Raw genomic sequence first — 15,677 nt, 5'->3', positions numbered from 1 at the left:
AAGATCTGGCAATGTTTCGCCTCCGCAGGCCGGCTGGTCGGCGACAAGGCCAGCCGCACCCTCCGTCATGCTCGGCCTTGAGCCGAGCATCCACCCGCGTCCATCAGCAGCCCGCCATGGATCCTCGGCTCAAGGCCGAGGATGACGGAGAAGGGGCTGGCCTCTCGCCAAACTCGATCCAACCTACCCAATCAAAACAGCCCGTTCGATCGCCTTGGCCGCCTGCCAGATTTCCTCCATCCGCTCCAGCGTCGCGTCTTCCAACGTTTCGCCTTCTGCTTCAAGAACATGCTCTATATGACTGAAGCGACGACGGAATTTTGTATTCGTACTGCGCACAGCCTGTTCCGGATCCGCCTTCACGTGCCGGCCGATATTGACGACGGCGAAGATCAGGTCGCCGAGTTCGTCGCTGACCTTGGCCTGGTCGCCTTCCCGAAGTGCCGCCCGCAATTCGCCGATCTCCTCCTCGATCTTGTCGAGGATCGGTTCGGGCGCCGACCAGTCGAAACCGACCTTGGCGGCGCGTTCCTGCAGCTTCAGCGCTTCCGTCAAAGCCGGGAAGCTGCGCTGCACCGAACCGAGGAAGCCGCTCTTGAAGTCCTCGGTGATACCGCGCCGTGACCGGCGCTCGGCGCGCTCGCGTTTCTCCGCCTGCTTGATCTCGTCCCACTGCTTCTTCACTGCATCAGGCGTATCTGCCGCCGAGCGGGCAAAGACGTGCGGGTGGCGGCGGATCATCTTGGCGGTGATGGCGTTGACGACGTCGCCGAAGGAAAATTCGCCCGCCTCTTCGGCCATCCGCGCGTGGAAGACCACCTGAAGCAGCAGGTCGCCCAACTCGTCGCAGAGATCGTCCATATCACCGCGTTCGATCGCATCGGAGACCTCATAGGCCTCTTCGATCGTATAGGGCTTGATGGTCTCGAAGTTCTGCTCGATGTCCCAGGGGCAGCCGGTTTCGGGATGGCGCAGCGCCGCCATGATCTCGATCAGCCGCGAAATATCTTTGGAAGGTTCCATGTTGCCTCAGTTGAGCGGAATGTCGTTGGCGCTCTTCGACGACTGGTAGGAGTTGGACAGCGCGTCATAGCGCGCCTTGATGCGGGCGGTCTGCGCCTTCAGCGCGTTTCTCAGCTGAGCCTCTTCGGTCTCGACGAGATCGGCGATGGCAAAGCTGTTCCAGAAGGCGTTTTGCCTGCGGTAGCCGCCGGGTTCAAGCCCGAAGACCTCCTTCAGGATCTTCAGGTCGTGCGGAATCGCGAAGGCATCGCGGGAATCCTCATGGCTGTAGAAATAGTAGAAATTGTCGAAGCCGGCCCAGGTGATCGCCGACATGCACATGGTGCAGGGTTCGTGTGTCGACAGGAAGATCAAATCCTTGGTCGGTGGCTTGTCGCCAAGCTCGTAGAAGCGCTTCAGCGTGTGCACCTCGCCATGCCAGAGCGGGTTCTCCAGCTCGTTATTGGTCTCGGCGACGACAAGCGAAAGATCGGATTTCCTTAAGATCGCCGCACCGAACACCTTATTGCCAAGCGAAACGCCACGCTCCGTCAGCGGCAGGATATCGTCTTCCATGACCGAAAGCAGGCGGGAGGCAATGGTCGTATCAGGCATGAGGGCCCTCCAGTTTTCCTCAGTCTATCGCCTTGGCGGCGCGAGTGAAATGCGTCAAGCACCGGTGGACGTCTTTTGTCACAGGCTTTATACTGCACTGCAGCAAGCGGGCTTGAGATATGCGGCTTTTTGGCAGCACGGGTGACTTTTCTCAAATCATTGACGGCACGAGCAAAAGAATACCTGCTTGCTTGGGCTTTCGAATTTCTGTTCCTTCAATCCCTTGTCGATCAAGGGCATATTCCGGCAACTTCGAAGTGGATTGATGATGCCTCCCAAGACTGAACAGCTTTCGGTATTTCCCGCCTTCTTTCGCGTGGAAGGCCAGAAGACGGCTGTCTTCGGCAATGGCGACGAAGCTTTCGCCAAGGTGCGGCTGCTGCTCAACACACGGGCGCGGATTGTCGCCTATGCCGAGCGGCCGGAAGCCGATTACCACGCCTTCCTGATCGCCAACCGTATCGAAACCGTGCGCGCTGCCTTTTCCGCCGAACAGGTCGAGGCTTCGGCACTCGTCTTCGCCGCAACCGGCAATGACGCCGACGACCGCGATATCGTCGATGCTGCGCGTGCCGCCAGAATTCCGGCCAATGCCGTCGATCAGCCCGATTACTGCGATTTCTTCACGCCGGCGCTGGTCAATCGCGCCCCCGTTGCCGTCGCGATCGGCACCGAAGGGGCAGGGCCGGTTCTGGCGCAGATGATCCGTGCGCAGATCGATCAGCTTCTGTCGCCCTCGCTCGGCCGCCTCGCAGCATTGGCGACCAGCTATCGCAAGGCCGTTGAACAGCGGGTGCCCCGCGGTGTCTCCCGCCGTGTCTTCTGGCACCGCTTCTTTTCAGGCCCCGTTGCCGATGCTGTCGCCAATGGCAACCTGCCGCAGGCGCATCACGCGGCCGACGGGCTGTTGGGCGCGGTGGACAAGGTCGCAGGCCACGTCTGGCTGGTCGGCGCCGGTCCGGGTGCCGAGGATCTGCTGACGCTGCGTGCCCAGCGCGTGATGATGGAAGCCGATGTCATCGTTTATGACGCCCTCGTGCCGCAGGCGATCGTCGATATGGGGCGCCGCGATGCCGAGCGGCTTTCCGTCGGCAAACGCAAGGGCTGCCACTCGAAATCGCAAGAAGAAATCAACGACTTGCTGGTCGATCTCGGCAGCCAGGGCAAGCGCGTCGTCCGCCTGAAATCCGGCGATCCCCTGGTCTATGGCCGGGCAGGGGAAGAGATGGCCGCGCTGCGCGCTGGCGGCATCACCTATGAGGTCGTGCCCGGCATCACCTCGGCTTTCGCCGCCGCTGCCGATTTCGAGTTGCCGCTGACGCTGCGCGGCGTTGCCTCCTCGCTGGTCTTCACGACCGGCCATGATTTAACCGGCGACGTGCTGCCCGATTGGGCAAGCCTTGCCGTGTCCGGCGCGACGATTGCCGTCTATATGGGCCGCACGGTTGCAGCCTCCGTTGCCGAGCGGCTGATGCAGGCGGGCATTCCCGCTGAGACCACCGTTGCCGTCATCGAAAATGCCAGCCGCGGCGATCGCCGTCTGCTGCATGGCACGCTCGCTGATCTGCCCGATCTGCAGCACCGCGACGAATTGACAGGACCTGTCATGGTCATTATCGGCGATGCGGTCGCCGGCGCCAATTTCGAACTGTCCGAGCCCCTGGTGCGCGCAAACGCCCGGCTCGAGGAACTTGCAAGGAGCTGAATATGGGTGACAAGGTTCTGACCGCCAACCGGCTGACGGACGGCATTGCCGTCTGGCTGGATGCGAACGGGAAGTGGTCCACCTCGCTGCAGGAGGCGCTCGTTGCCCGTCACGCCGAAGCCGTTGCGGCGCTGGAGGCGATCGGCAAGAAATCCTATGCCGACAACGAGGTCGTTGACGTCGCCGTCGTCGACGTTCAGGAAACCAACGGCATTTTATGGCCGCTTCGCCTTCGCGAGCGCATCCGTGCTCAAGGGCCGACCATGGAATATGCCCCGGGCTACGCTCCGGCCGATCCCGAATTCATTGCAGTCTGAGGAAGACGATGTACCGTTACGACGAATTTGACCATGCCTTTGTCAGCGAGCGCGTCGAGCAGTTTCGCGATCAGGTCCAGCGCCGCCTTTCCGGCGAGCTCGCCGAGGACGCGTTCAAGCCGCTGCGCCTGATGAACGGCGTCTACCTGCAGCTGCACGCCTATATGCTGCGCATCGCCATTCCCTATGGCACGCTGAGCGCGCGCCAGCTGCACATGCTCGCCCATATCGCCCGCACCTATGACCGCGGTTATGGCCACTTCACCACGCGCCAGAACCTGCAGTTCAACTGGCCGAAGCTGTCCGACATTCCCGAAGCGCTCGCCGATCTTGCGAGCGTCGAGATGCATGCGCTGCAGACCTCCGGCAATTGCATCAGAAACGTCACGGCCGATCATTTCGCCGGTGCCGCCGCCGATGAGATCGCCGATCCGCGCCCCTACGCCGAGATCCTGCGCCAGTGGTCGTCTGTCCACCCGGAATTCTCCTTCCTGCCGCGCAAGTTCAAGATCGCCGTCACCGGCGCCGAGCGCGACCGCGCCGCGATCCAGGTCCATGATATCGGCCTGCACGTGAAGAAGAACGACAAGGGCGAGATCGGTTTTGCCGTCTATGTCGGCGGCGGCCAGGGCCGTACGCCGATGATCGCCAAGCTGATCCGCGACTTCCTGCCCGAGGAAGACCTGCTCTCCTACACCACGGCTATCGTGCGCGTGTACAATCTGCACGGCCGCCGCGACAACAAGTACAAGGCCCGTATCAAGATCCTGGTGCACGAGACCGGCACCGAGGAACTGACGCGCCAGGTAGAAGCCGAATTCGCCGCGCTGAAAGATAGCGAGCTCAAGCTGCCGGAAAAGGATGTCCAGGCAATCGCTGCCTATTTCGCGCCGCCGGCTCTGCCCGAACGCGCCGAAGGCTGGGAAAACCTTGCTCGCTGGAAGAAGGCCGATGCCGGCTTCGCCCGCTGGGTGCAACAGAACGTGCAGCCGCACAAGAACCCCGATTACGGCATGGTGACGATCTCGCTGAAGCCGATCGGCGGCATTCCGGGCGACGCCTCGGATGCACAGATGGATGCGATCGCCGATCTCGCCGAGGAATATGGCTTCGACGAAATCCGCGTCAGCCATGAGCAGAACCTGATCCTGCCGCATGTGGCGCTGGCCGATCTCGAAGCCGTCTATCGCGGCCTCGTCGCCATCAACTTGGCGGAAGCCAATGCCGGTCTCATCACCGACATCATAGCCTGTCCCGGGCTCGACTACTGCGCGCTCGCCAATGCGCGCTCCATTCCGCTCGCGCAGGAAATCTCCCGCCGCTTCGGCAATGCCGAGCGCCAGGCGGAGATCGGCGAGCTGAAGATCAAGATCTCCGGCTGCATCAATGCCTGCGGCCATCACCATGTCGGCCATATCGGCCTGCTCGGTGTCGAGAAGAAGGGCGCCGAACTCTACCAGATCACGCTCGGCGGCTCCGGTGACGAACATACCTCGATCGGCGAGATCATCGGCCGCGGCTTCGAGCCGGACCGGGTGACCGACGCGATCGAGACGATCGTCGACACCTATCTCGGCCTGCGACTCGATCATTCCGAGAACTTCCTCGCCGCCTATCGCCGCGTTGGACCGCAGCCTTTCAAGACCGCGCTCTACGGCTCGGCCGCCGAAGCGGCATAAGGAGGGGATGATGACGAAGATCTGGAGAGAAACCGGTTTTGTCGAAAACGATCCCTGGGTGATCGAAACCGACGAGGTGAAGGCGACCGAGGAGCAGAAGCCGCTGCTCGGTCTCGACGAATTGATCGCCAAGGCCGATGAAAGCAACGATGTCGGCCTCGGCGTGCTGATCAAGCCGGCCGACGATGTGCGCAGGCTCGAGCCCTATCTCGATCGCCTCGAAATCGTCGCCGTCGCCTTTCCGGCGTTCAACGACGGCCGCGCCTTCAGCCACGCCTCGCTGCTACGCCAGCGCTTGGGTTATACCAACGAGCTGCGTGCCGTCGGCGACGTGCTGATCGATCAGGTGCCGCTGATGCTGCGCGTCGGCATCGACAGCTTTGCCGTCACCAACGCCACGGCGCTGAAGCGGCTTTCCGAAAACCGTCTTCCCGCCATTCCCCATCATTATCAACCGGCGGTGCGTGACGCCGACGCCGGCAAGGGCTATAGTTGGCGCCGTCAGGCGAAGCCGGCCGCATAAGCGGACGGTCCGCCTTTTTACGATGGCGGAACAGTAGCATGAAGACATTCGAAGTGGCGGTGATCGGTGGCGGGCTCGCCGGCATGATCGCAGCAATCGCGCTCGCGCGCGGCGGTCGCGATGTGGCGCTTGTCGCTCCTCTCGCTCCGAAGGAAGACCGGCGCACCACGGCGCTGATGGACCAGTCGATCCGCTTCCTCGACCGGTTGACGCTCTGGGAAAAGCTTCGGCCGGCAACCGCTCCTCTCACCAGCATGCGCATCGTCGACGGCACCGACCGGCTGCTGCGCGCGCCGACGACCACCTTCCGCGCCGCCGACGTCGGCCTGAATGCCTTCGGCTACAATTTCCCCAACAAGGCCCTGACCGACATCCTCGAGGCGGCTATATCAGGCGAGGGCAATATCACTCGCTTCTCCGACATGGCCGAATCGATCGAAATATCAAGCGATACAGTCTCGATCACACTTGCCGGCGGCGAGACCTTCTCGGCCGATTTTGCCGTCGGCGCCGATGGCCGCGGCTCGAAGCTGCGCGAAACCGCTGGCATCGGCGTGCGCAACTGGTCCTATCCGCAATCGGCCATGGTGCTGAATTTCGCCCATTCGCTGCCGCACCAGAACATCTCGACCGAATTCCACACCAAGCACGGCCCCTTCACCCAGGTGCCGCTGCCGGGAGGCCGCTCCAGCCTCGTCTGGGTGCAGGATCCCGCAGAAGCGGCAAGCCGCGCGGAATTGCCGCTTGCCGAACTCGGGGCTATTGTCGAGGCGCGCATGCAATCCATGCTCGGCAAGGTTGATGTCGAGGAGGGCGTCCAGGTCTGGCCGCTCTCCGGCATGATGGCGCATCGTTTCGGCAAGGGACGTATCGCGCTGATCGGCGAGGCCGCCCATGTCTTCCCGCCGATCGGGGCGCAGGGGCTGAATCTCAGCCTGCGTGATATCATGGCGCTCGCCGATATCCTCTGCGACAGGGCGGAACTGCCGGTGCCGGCCGATGCCGGTGACAGCTTCGACCGCAGGCGCCGCGCCGACATCATGACGCGCACGGCCAGCGTCGATCTCCTCAACCGCTCGCTGCTCTCGGATTTCCTGCCCGTCCAGATGCTGCGCGCCGCCGGCCTGCATATTCTCTCGGCCATTCCGCCGCTGCGCAACATCGTCATGCGCGAAGGCATCGAGCCCGGCCGCGGCTTCCGGGATATTCCGGATGCTCTACGGGAAAAGCTGAAGCGGAAGAAGGCCTGAGCGGATCACGATCAGCCAGAGCGAAACAGTCACCACCGATAGCACTGTCGTGATCAGGATCGTCGCCGAGGCGCGCTCCTGCCAGACGCCGTACTGCTGGCCGATGACGAAGACATTGGTCGCCGTCGGCAGGCAGGCAAGCAGCACGGCCGCCTGGATCCACACCGGCTCGAAACCGCCAACCGCCGTCAGCGCGACGAAAACCGCGATCGGATGCAGGATCAGCTTCGCCGGCACGATATAGGAGATCTCTGCTGGGATCCGCTTCAGCGGCCGGAGCGCCAGAGTCACGCCCATGGCAAAGAGCGCGCAGGGCGCGGCCGCCTGGGCGAGGTAATCGACGAGGCGCTGAAAGGCCAGCGGCTGGTCGATATCAAGGGCGGCCACGGCAAAGCCTGCCGCCGTCGACAGGATGAAGGGATGCAGCGCCACCTTGCGCAGGATATCGGCGGCGAGTTGGCTGGTTGAACGCTTGTCGTCGCCGGCCGCCGCCATCAGCGCCGGCGCCACGATGAAATGCAGCGCATTCTCGAAGCAGATGATCAGCGCCACCGGCACGGCGGCACCTTCGCCGAGCGCCAGGAGCGCCAGGCCCGGCCCCATATAGCCGATATTACCGTAAGCGCCGGCAAACGACTGGATGGTGCAATCGGCGAGCGAATTGCCACGCAGAATGCGGCCGATGGCGAACAGCAGGATGAAGACCGCATAGGTCGCCGCGATATCGGTGACGATGAAATCGACGCGCGTCAGCTCCTCGATCGGCGTGCGTGAGACCAGCTTGAAGAACAGAGCGGGCAGGGCGGCGTAGATGATGAAGGTGTTCAGCCATCCCAACGTTTCGGCTGGCTGTTTGGTCGCCTTGGCTGCGATGTAGCCGATCAGGATCAGGCCGAAGAACGGCAATAGCAGGCTGACGATATCGACCAAGAGGTCTTCCAGTGCGCGGGGATGATCGGCGGGTCAGGATCTGACATAAGCAATTCCAGCAAAAGTGTGTAGCGGTTTTGCGTCCGGAATTGCGCAGAAACAAGAGCAATTCCAGCAAAAGTGTGTAGCGGTTTTGCGTCCGGAATTGCGTAAACTAAATCGATAGAGCGTGTACTCATTGAGTACACGCTCTACGACCAACCGAACAACCGATCAGTAGTCCCAGAAGGCCGCTACCCAGCGAAAGGCGTCGCCGTCGACCGCCACCCGGCCGACGGAGGGGAACGGCAGATGAGTGGCCACCAGTTGCTCGCCGGTCTCCGCCAGTTCCCGAAGAAGGCGGACCCGAACGCGCACCGCTTCCTCGGGGTCGTGTTCGAAGCCGTTGAACCAGTCCGGATGTTCAAACCCGACCGCGAACACGGCGTCGCCGGCAAACATCAGCCGGTCGCCGCCGGACGCCAGGCGGATCACGCTGTGCCCGGGCGTGTGGCCGCCGGTGCGATGGACGACCACGCCCGGCGCCACCTCGTACTCATCATCGAACAGCCTGAGATGGCTACGATACTCCTTCGCGAACCGCTTGGCGGTCGCCCGAAGCGCGTCCGGGAACCCCGGCGGCATGGAGACCCGGGAGAAATCGGGCGCCTCCCAGAACTTGACCTCGGCGGCCGCCACGTGGATCCGCAGGTCCGGACGCAGTTGCTCCTTCACCCCGTCGACGAGCAGTCCGCCAATGTGGTCCATGTGCATGTGGGTTAGGACCACGTCGGTCACCGACGCAAGATCGATGCCGGCGGCCTCCAGTCGCTTGATCAGTTGCCCGGCCCGCGGCAGGTGCAAGTCCGGGTCGAGCCCCAGCCCGGCGTCGAGGAGTATGGTCTGGTCGCCGCTGCGCACCACGACCACGTTCAGCGCCCAATCCAAAGCGTCCGGCGGCAGGAACATGTCTTTCAGCCAGGCCGCTCGGACGGCGGGATCGATGTTGTGTCCCAGCATCGCGGTTGGGAGCGGTAGCACGCCATCGCTGATCACCAGCACCTCAATCTCGCCGACCTGCACCGCGTAGCGCGACGGAACCAATTCGTCGAGCGGAGGTCTGCCGGTGTGTGCGGTGTTTTCCAGGCTCATCTTTGTCTCAAGGTTCATGTTCGTCTCCTTCTGACCGCCGCCTCAAACACGGCATCGACGACGCTACATGGAGGCGTGTTTGCGATCGATTGGGTCGAGGGATAAGGGCGGGTGGGGCCGAGGGACAGGGCAAGCCATACCACCGAATAGGTGCGGGCCTCGCTTCTGACTGCCGGCGGCGTGCTGGACGAGCGCGGAGTCGATCAGATCAGCGAACGCGGCAAGCCTGGGAATGGGCTCGCCACAAATGCCTGCCGTATCGTCTCGCCAGGGGCGACGGTCACGATCCCTCGTCCGGGATGTTCAAAACGTCTCCGCACGCCTTGCAATGAACGGCGTCGGCGTCATGGCGCTGGAGGCCGCATCGGTGACAGGCAAAGGTCACCTTGTGAGGCCGCACGACTGCCTGAGCAAGCCTGACGAATAGGGAGATGCCGACGATCATCGTCACCACGGAAGTGAGCTTGCCCAGCGTTCCCGGGAGCGTGATGTCTCCGAATCCCGTCGTCGTCACCGTCGCGACCGTGAAATATAGCGCATCGACGAATCCTTCGCCTCCCTCCCTGTTGTAGAAGAAGGACGTATAGACGAACCCGGTTGCCATGAAGAGGAACACAAGGAAATTGATCACCGCCCGGACGACGTCGAGAAGGTGTAAATAGCCGGCCTTGCGCAGCAAATCCTTGAGCAGCGGACTCGTGCCGATCGCCCAGAACCGCATGATCCGCAGGAATGCGAAATTGAAGAGCAGGTCCGGCAGCAACAGCGTGGCCAGCACCACGAAGTCGATCCAGGTCATTGGCCGCCGAATCCACTCGCGCACGGAGGCTGCGGCGATCGCCCGGCCGACCATCTCGGCGGCGATCCACACTGCTATCGCATAGTCGATAATCAGATAGGACGGACCGGATCGCAGGTACGGGCCGAGCAGGAAGAAGGCGAGAATGGCAACGTCAATGGCAGCAAATACCAGCCGAAAGGCGACCGCCTGTCTGCCGTCGGCCCTATCGAGCCTTCGCAGCACCTGGCGGAGCGAATTCTGCTGAGAGCCGTCGCCGGATTCGAAGATTTTCATCCAGGGAATGTAGATCCCTCATCGGCGTCCGCAAGTCGCCGAAGAGATCCTTGTCGGGGGAAATCGTTGTTCTCGTCTGGACAAGGTTTGCGCTGCAGGTTCCGCCTCGCCTCAGGCGACGGACCATCCGCCGTCCACCAGCAGGTTCGCGCCGGTGATCAGGCTCGCAGCCGGTGATGCCAGGAAGACGACGGCACCCACCACATCATCGGTTTCGCCGATTCGGCCGAGCGGAATGTGATCGAGCGTCGCCTTGCGATTGTCGGCATCGGACAGAAAAGGTGCTGTGCCATCCGTGTGGATGAACGTTGGCGATACGGTGTTTACGGTGACATTATAGGCTGCCCATTCGGCGGCAAGGCAGCGGGTGAGGTGATTGATTGCCGCCTTGCTCATGCAATAGATTGCCTCGCCGCGCAGTGCCACGGTACCGGCCTGTGAACTGATGTTGATGATCCGGCCCCCATTGCGCTTGATCATCTGGCGGCCCACAGCCTGCGTCATCAGAAAGGTGCCCTTGATGTTGACATCGAGTATCTCGTCAAGGTCCTTCTCCTCGACGAGTTCTGCGAGATTGCCCGGAGCCACGCCGACATTGTTGACGAGGACGTCTATCCGACCGAATGTAGCAAGCGCCGCGTCGACGGCCTGCGCGATATGGGCCTTGTTGGGAATGTCCAGTTCAACAGGGAGAACTCTTCGTCCCGTGCCTTCGAGTTCGGCAACCAGGCCCGCCGAAGCTGCGACATCGCGGACCCCTAAAACAATATCGGAACCTGCTGCGGCACAGGCAAGTGCGCAAGCTCGACCGATGCCACGGCTCGCTCCCGTCACCAAAGTCACCTTGCCCTCAAGGCTGAAGTCCGGCGCGTTCTTCTGCATCATCATGCCTCCCTCGATGAAATCAATTTATGACAGCGTCGGCGTGCGGATGCCAGATATTCTCAGCGTGCTGAGGAGCGTCCCCTTGACCAATGGGCGATCCCGAAACGTGGGAACTTTCGCCGATAGGCCCCCGCAAAAATCCGCATTGCCCGTCGGATCCTGCACACGACGACCGACGGCGCGGGAGGAAGCGACGAGGCCGATCTCGCAGCGACTTCCGATACCGCCACCCACACGACCTGGAAAATCGGTATCCGGTGGCCTAGCCGATCTGCATCAGGATCGGAAAGGTCTGCTGGAACCAGATCGCCACATTGCTGACCCATCCAAACAGGAAGGCGAGGCCGGTAAGCACCAGGAAGAGACCCATCACCTTTTCCACCGTGCCGAGATGGCGGCGGAAGCGCGACAGGAAGCGCATGAAGGCGCCGGAAAAGCCGGCGGCGATCCAGAAGGGGATGGCAAGGCCGAGCGAATAGATGGCGAGCAGCCCGGCGCCGGAGCCGACCGTCTCGCGCGAGGCCGCAACGCCGAGGATGGCGCCGAGCACCGGCCCGATGCAGGGCGTCCAGCCGAAGGCGAAGGCAAGGCCCATGATATAGGCGCCCGTCAGCGTCGCCGGCTTGCCGCCGCCTTGGAAGCGCGCCTCGCGGGTCAGCAGTCCGATTCGGAAGAGGCCGAGAAAGTTCAGCCCCATGACGATGATGATCAGCCCGCCGATCTTCGACAGGAGGTCGAGATGCTGGCGAAGCGCCATGCCGATGCTGGAAGCGCCGGCGCCGAGCGCCACGAAGACGGTGGCAAAGCCGAGCGTGAAGAAGAGTGCCGAGAAGAAAACGCCGCGCCTGACACCGGGCACGACCACAACCGCACCGCCGCCGCGGAACTGCTCGACGGAGATGCCGGCCATATAGCAGAGATAGGGTGGGACGAGGGGAAGCACGCAGGGCGACAGAAAGGAAAGCGCCCCGGCAATCAGCGCGCTCCACAGGGAAATATCGGCAATCGACACGCATTCTCTCCGGCTGCAATCTGCGTGATGTTCCTAGCTTTGCAGGCCCGGGATTGCCAATCACCTTTTTGCGCGCGCAAGAAATCTGTCTTTGCACGCGAGACATCCGTCTTGCGCCGGCAAGAAATGTGCCGACCGTCGAAAAAAGGCAAATTTTTCGGTTGACCGCAATGGGTCACCTGCCTATGTTCCGCCCACTTCCAGCCGGGGTGGTCACACCCGCGGAGAGGGAGAGCGTAGCTCAGCCGGTAGAGCAACTGACTTTTAATCAGTAGGTCTCGGGTTCGAACCCCGACGCTCTCACCATAAACCCTTAAAATCAACGCGTTACAGGACATACTAATAGCGTGTTAGCTGCGACTCTCGCCGGGCTAACGCAAGGCTAACGGATGCGGTTCGGCGGCTTGGATCGAGCCTTCTTTCGAATCCCTTTCGCAGTATCTAGGCTGTCTGACGAAAGGGTGATTCCATGCTTCGCATTCTTGTCGACACTTGCGTTTGGTTGGACCTCGCAAAGGATTACCGGAACCAGCCAGTTATCGCGGCACTCGAATATCTTCTGAAGGATGATCGAGTTTTCGGACTTATCGTGCCAGAGGTGGTTCTAGAGGAGTTCGCGCGGAACTAGGACCGTGTAGCCGCAGATGCGAAGCGAAGTCTCCAATCGCACTTCAGCCTAGTTCGGGACGCCGTACGGCGGTTCGGAGACGAGAAGGACGTAGAAGCAACCGTTAAGGCACTAAATGAGGTGGATCACTCCGCCGTCTACAAAGGCGAGGCAGTGAACGAATCTATCGTCCGGATCGAGCAACTGCTCTCTGCTGCGAAGGCGATTCCCGCCACGGAGACGATCAAGGCTCGCGCGGCTGACCGGGCGCTAAACGGTATCGCTCCCTTCCGATTCCACCGACAGAAGAACAGCATCGCAGACGCCATCATCATCGAAACCTACGCCAACGAAGTCCACCAAGCATCCAGCGAAGACGATGAGTTCGCCTTCATCACTCACAATAAGGCCGACTTCAGCCAAGACGGAGGCGACCACAGAATGCCTCATCCCGACCTGATGCCTTTGTTCGACGACGTGAGTTCTCGTTATTGGACGTCACTACCTGACCTACTTAACGACCTCGATGAGGATCTTCTGGCGAACTACGATCTTCAGCTCTACGGCGCGACCCAGGTACGCGGATTCTCCGAAATCCTCGAGGCCGAGCATCTGCTGTACAGGCAGGTTTGGTACAATCGTCACCAGAACCTCAGGATCAATATAGAGCGGGGCCGAGAGAAAGTGGTCACTAACGAGGAGTATTGGGCGGCCAAGCCAGTCCAGCGTAGGCGCATGACGACCGAGGGCACTTGGAAATTGGCTCAGGAGGCGGCGAGGAAGACCGAAGCCGAAATCGGAGTCGAGAACTGCGGGCCGTGGAACGATTTTGAATGGGGCATGATTAATGGGAAGTTGAGCGCGCTCCGATGGGTGATGGGGGAAGAATGGGACATGCTCGATACCTGATGGTTTTCTAGATGAGCCGCCTGACTGCATCCCCGGTTTGTCCCACACGCGGCGCAGCGCGGCGGCGTGGTCGTCCTGCATGGAAAAGAACGCACGGCGGGGTAGCGCCTCGGCGATAGCCTTCCAGTTCATGCCTGCCGCCCGGCGCACGACGACCTCCCTAAGCGGTGGCAGCAGCGCGTTCACCACTGCGACAATCTCCTCGGCGGCATCTTCCATGTGGCGGCGCTCCACCCGGCGAGCGTTTGCATCGTTCTTGTCGGCTTCGTGGACGAGCTTCATCCAGTTCTCGCCCAGCTCGGCCGCAAGTTGCTGGAATACCGCATGGTTGAGGACGAACTGCCTCTGCCAGCTTGCCCGCGCCAAACCGGGGCCCAACAATCCGCTCGCTGTGCATCCGGGGGAGGAGGACGCCGCAAAACAGGGAGGTCGCAATCGAGGAGAGCGAAAGCGCCTAGAGCAAACGGCGATGGCGCGGGAAGGAGGGCGGAGGAAGTCTACCTAAGATGGCCCGTCATCCGCTCGAAGTCCCTTATGAAGCGGTCACAAACATCTTTAACTTGATCAAGATATTGCATGGCATTCACAGAGCAGCCGATCACTGCTTCGCTAGCATAGATACGATCAGGATGCCTCCAAGCGTCTCCAAGTAGCTCAATCGATTCATCAATGGAATTTATCAGTTGCTCATGTCTCATGTACGTGACTTCGATTTCTGACTGGATGCGGACAAATTCTGTTCGATCGACTAAATCCCTCAGAAACTTTAGTTTTTCCGCCGCTTTCTTATCGAAGTTAGAATCGAATGGGATATTTGATATCGACCAAAGGTCGCCCTTCTTGGCGATTTCATCTCGAATGTTCACCGAAGTCTCAGCCGCCTTCTGCGCCAACATGTAAGTCGGGCGCGCCTGAATTCCTATTGTTGTCCGATGGTGTTTCTCTGCGGCCCGTACCTGCTTCGATAGATAAATGATGGTTGGCACTGCAACAACAACGGCAACCCACCCGCCGAGCGCCGACATCCACTCACGCAAGCATTCGTCCTGTTCGCCATAACACCATGTTTTCCGCGAGAAGATCGAACCTCCCCAAAACATCACAGCAATGTACACTCCGATGATGAGGATGGCCGTCGTCGCCCAACCCCACTTCTCCCACTGTTCCCGCATACGTCGCCCCCAGAATATTCGGACGCGAGCGTATGTAAGGGACGACCGACTCGCAAGGCTCCGTAGGAGGCCGCCGGAGAGCGTTAGGTTCCGCCGACCCTAGCCCTTTAGAGGCCGACCCGCCGCGAGAGTGGGCGGTGGTGCCACGGTCGACAGCGCTCGTGTCGTCAGGAGCAGAATGGGCGGCAAGTCCCGGGGGGCGCAGTATGGAGCTTTGCGGAAATCAGCTAAAGCTCAGGAACCAACTTCCACCGCGGTCCGTTTTCTTCTCATCAGCAAAGAGGAGAAATCGACCATGGATTGGAATCGGATCGAAGGAAACTGGAAGCAGGCGAAAGGCAAGATCAAGGAGCAGTGGGGCAAACTCACTGACGATGATCTCGACCAGATCGCCGGCAAGCGCGACCAGCTGGAAGGCAAGATCCAGGAGCGTTATGGCATCGAAAAGGACCGGATCAAGCGCGACATCGATGACTGGAGCGGCAGCCAGACTTGGTAGTGCCTGAACAAAAACCCGGTGAAAGCCGGGTTTTTGCCGAAGGAGCTACGGCGATCAAGGGTTCTCGGATGTCACGAACCACCGAAAGCCAAGAGAAGTACGCCGATTGCGATAACCGCTAGCGCTGGCCAGTTTTGGGATATCCCGAGGAATCTGAGGCCTTGGCGTCGTGGTTCCAGCGTGGTGCTGCCTTGCGGCAGCATTTGATGCGGATTACTCGGTTTTCGACGAAGCGCCGATGACCTTGCCCCGTTGAAATAATCCATTTTGAAGTAAGCTCTGGCCCATTGAGAGGACCAGAGAATGAAGCGCAACCGTTTCACAGACGAACAGATTATCGGCATTCTGAAGGAGCACGAGGCGGGC

15 protein-coding genes, 1 tRNA gene and 1 pseudogene are annotated in these 15,677 nt (G+C 61.1%); 8 read left to right on the top strand and 9 right to left on the bottom strand.

Translation table 11 applies throughout. From position 1 onward, the window contains the following. Positions 1-183: 183 nt before the first annotated feature. Both mazG and EEQ99_RS31325 read right to left on the bottom strand, forming a co-directional pair. Positions 184-1,023, bottom strand: coding sequence for a nucleoside triphosphate pyrophosphohydrolase (gene mazG / locus EEQ99_RS31330; RefSeq protein ID WP_127431739.1), 840 nt, complete (start codon positions 1,021-1,023; stop codon positions 184-186). 6 nt (positions 1,024-1,029) lie between these two features. After that, on the bottom strand, positions 1,030-1,617 hold the full coding sequence (locus EEQ99_RS31325) for a deaminase (protein ID WP_063475531.1): 588 nt from the start codon (positions 1,615-1,617) through the stop codon (positions 1,030-1,032). Between the two features lie 268 nt (positions 1,618-1,885). Between EEQ99_RS31325 and cysG the strand changes: the two genes are divergently transcribed. The 5 genes from cysG to EEQ99_RS31300 are packed head-to-tail and all read left to right on the top strand — an operon-like array spanning position 1,886 to position 7,091. Continuing rightward, entirely contained in the window at positions 1,886-3,322 is a 1,437-nt protein-coding gene (cysG, locus tag EEQ99_RS31320) for a siroheme synthase CysG (RefSeq protein ID WP_127431738.1), read from the top strand. Between the two features lie 2 nt (positions 3,323-3,324). Further along, positions 3,325-3,639 carry a DUF2849 domain-containing protein gene (locus EEQ99_RS31315; protein WP_011651871.1) on the top strand — a complete coding sequence of 105 codons (315 nt, stop codon included), beginning with the start codon at positions 3,325-3,327 and terminating at the stop codon, positions 3,637-3,639. A gap of 8 nt (positions 3,640-3,647) precedes the next feature. Then, entirely contained in the window at positions 3,648-5,318 is a 1,671-nt protein-coding gene (locus tag EEQ99_RS31310; protein ID WP_127431737.1) for a nitrite/sulfite reductase, read from the top strand. Positions 5,319-5,328: 10 nt separating this feature from the next. Next, positions 5,329-5,841, top strand: a complete 513-nt coding sequence (locus tag EEQ99_RS31305; protein ID WP_047615398.1) for a DUF934 domain-containing protein — start codon at positions 5,329-5,331, stop codon at positions 5,839-5,841. A 38-nt stretch (positions 5,842-5,879) separates the two neighbouring features. Beyond that, entirely contained in the window at positions 5,880-7,091 is a 1,212-nt protein-coding gene (locus EEQ99_RS31300) for a UbiH/UbiF family hydroxylase (RefSeq protein WP_127431736.1), read from the top strand. On the opposite strand, the gene EEQ99_RS31295 is transcribed toward EEQ99_RS31300, so the two are convergent. The 5 genes from EEQ99_RS31295 to EEQ99_RS31275 all read right to left on the bottom strand — a co-directional run bounded on the left by EEQ99_RS31295 (position 7,059) and on the right by EEQ99_RS31275 (position 12,124). Continuing rightward, the gene (locus EEQ99_RS31295) at positions 7,059-8,021 is read right to left on the bottom strand and encodes an AEC family transporter (protein ID WP_127431735.1); all 963 of its coding nucleotides are present in this window, start codon (positions 8,019-8,021) and stop codon (positions 7,059-7,061) included. The two genes, EEQ99_RS31300 and EEQ99_RS31295, sit on opposite strands and share 33 nt — an antisense overlap. 213 nt (positions 8,022-8,234) lie before the next feature. Beyond that, positions 8,235-9,170, bottom strand: coding sequence for an MBL fold metallo-hydrolase (locus EEQ99_RS31290; RefSeq protein WP_127431734.1), 936 nt, complete (start codon positions 9,168-9,170; stop codon positions 8,235-8,237). A 262-nt stretch (positions 9,171-9,432) separates the two neighbouring features. Further along, on the bottom strand, positions 9,433-10,227 hold the full coding sequence (locus EEQ99_RS31285; RefSeq protein ID WP_063475536.1) for a potassium channel family protein: 795 nt from the start codon (positions 10,225-10,227) through the stop codon (positions 9,433-9,435). A 111-nt stretch (positions 10,228-10,338) separates the two neighbouring features. After that, entirely contained in the window at positions 10,339-11,109 is a 771-nt protein-coding gene (locus EEQ99_RS31280; protein WP_063475664.1) for an SDR family NAD(P)-dependent oxidoreductase, read from the bottom strand. A gap of 265 nt (positions 11,110-11,374) precedes the next feature. After that, entirely contained in the window at positions 11,375-12,124 is a 750-nt protein-coding gene (locus EEQ99_RS31275; protein ID WP_127431733.1) for a cytochrome c biogenesis CcdA family protein, read from the bottom strand. Between the two features lie 230 nt (positions 12,125-12,354). Between EEQ99_RS31275 and EEQ99_RS31270 the strand changes: the two genes are divergently transcribed. Both EEQ99_RS31270 and EEQ99_RS31265 read left to right on the top strand, forming a co-directional pair. Further along, positions 12,355-12,430, top strand: a tRNA-Lys gene (locus EEQ99_RS31270). A 367-nt stretch (positions 12,431-12,797) separates the two neighbouring features. Then, a pseudogene (locus tag EEQ99_RS31265) lies at positions 12,798-13,640 on the top strand (PIN domain-containing protein); the annotation flags it as partial. A 497-nt stretch (positions 13,641-14,137) separates the two neighbouring features. Here EEQ99_RS31265 and EEQ99_RS31255 read toward each other — a convergent pair. Then, positions 14,138-14,812 carry a hypothetical protein gene (locus tag EEQ99_RS31255; protein ID WP_127431732.1) on the bottom strand — a complete coding sequence of 225 codons (675 nt, stop codon included), beginning with the start codon at positions 14,810-14,812 and terminating at the stop codon, positions 14,138-14,140. Between the two features lie 295 nt (positions 14,813-15,107). Here EEQ99_RS31255 and EEQ99_RS31250 point away from each other — a divergent pair, with 295 nt between their 5' ends. Then, entirely contained in the window at positions 15,108-15,311 is a 204-nt protein-coding gene (locus EEQ99_RS31250; protein ID WP_127431731.1) for a CsbD family protein, read from the top strand. Between the two features lie 71 nt (positions 15,312-15,382). Here the strand turns inward: EEQ99_RS31250 and EEQ99_RS35290 are convergent, their stop codons facing one another. Further along, positions 15,383-15,577, bottom strand: coding sequence for a hypothetical protein (locus EEQ99_RS35290; RefSeq protein WP_127431730.1), 195 nt, complete (start codon positions 15,575-15,577; stop codon positions 15,383-15,385). Between the last annotated feature and the right edge of the window lie 100 nt (positions 15,578-15,677).

Source organism: Rhizobium anhuiense, assembly GCF_003985145.1.
GTDB classification, from domain to species: Bacteria; Pseudomonadota; Alphaproteobacteria; order Rhizobiales; family Rhizobiaceae; genus Rhizobium; species Rhizobium anhuiense.
The sequence above is the reverse complement of the archived record's forward strand: the minus strand, read 5'-3'. Positions and strand labels throughout refer to the sequence as shown.

What these genes read in the sequence shown, in the direction of transcription:
- cysG (WP_127431738.1), top strand. Translation starts at nt 1,886, where the DNA reads ATGCCTCCCAAGACTGAACAGCTTTCGGTATTTCCCGCCTTCTTTCGC.
- EEQ99_RS31290 (WP_127431734.1), bottom strand. Translation starts at nt 9,170, where the DNA reads ATGAACCTTGAGACAAAGATGAGCCTGGAAAACACCGCACACACCGGC.
- EEQ99_RS31255 (WP_127431732.1), bottom strand. Translation starts at nt 14,812, where the DNA reads ATGCGGGAACAGTGGGAGAAGTGGGGTTGGGCGACGACGGCCATCCTC.
- mazG (WP_127431739.1), bottom strand. Translation starts at nt 1,023, where the DNA reads ATGGAACCTTCCAAAGATATTTCGCGGCTGATCGAGATCATGGCGGCG.
- EEQ99_RS31325 (WP_063475531.1), bottom strand. Translation starts at nt 1,617, where the DNA reads ATGCCTGATACGACCATTGCCTCCCGCCTGCTTTCGGTCATGGAAGAC.
- EEQ99_RS35290 (WP_127431730.1), bottom strand. Translation starts at nt 15,577, where the DNA reads ATGGATTATTTCAACGGGGCAAGGTCATCGGCGCTTCGTCGAAAACCG.
- EEQ99_RS31250 (WP_127431731.1), top strand. Translation starts at nt 15,108, where the DNA reads ATGGATTGGAATCGGATCGAAGGAAACTGGAAGCAGGCGAAAGGCAAG.
- EEQ99_RS31305 (WP_047615398.1), top strand. Translation starts at nt 5,329, where the DNA reads ATGACGAAGATCTGGAGAGAAACCGGTTTTGTCGAAAACGATCCCTGG.
- EEQ99_RS31280 (WP_063475664.1), bottom strand. Translation starts at nt 11,109, where the DNA reads ATGCAGAAGAACGCGCCGGACTTCAGCCTTGAGGGCAAGGTGACTTTG.
- EEQ99_RS31300 (WP_127431736.1), top strand. Translation starts at nt 5,880, where the DNA reads ATGAAGACATTCGAAGTGGCGGTGATCGGTGGCGGGCTCGCCGGCATG.
- EEQ99_RS31285 (WP_063475536.1), bottom strand. Translation starts at nt 10,227, where the DNA reads ATGAAAATCTTCGAATCCGGCGACGGCTCTCAGCAGAATTCGCTCCGC.
- EEQ99_RS31315 (WP_011651871.1), top strand. Translation starts at nt 3,325, where the DNA reads ATGGGTGACAAGGTTCTGACCGCCAACCGGCTGACGGACGGCATTGCC.
- EEQ99_RS31310 (WP_127431737.1), top strand. Translation starts at nt 3,648, where the DNA reads ATGTACCGTTACGACGAATTTGACCATGCCTTTGTCAGCGAGCGCGTC.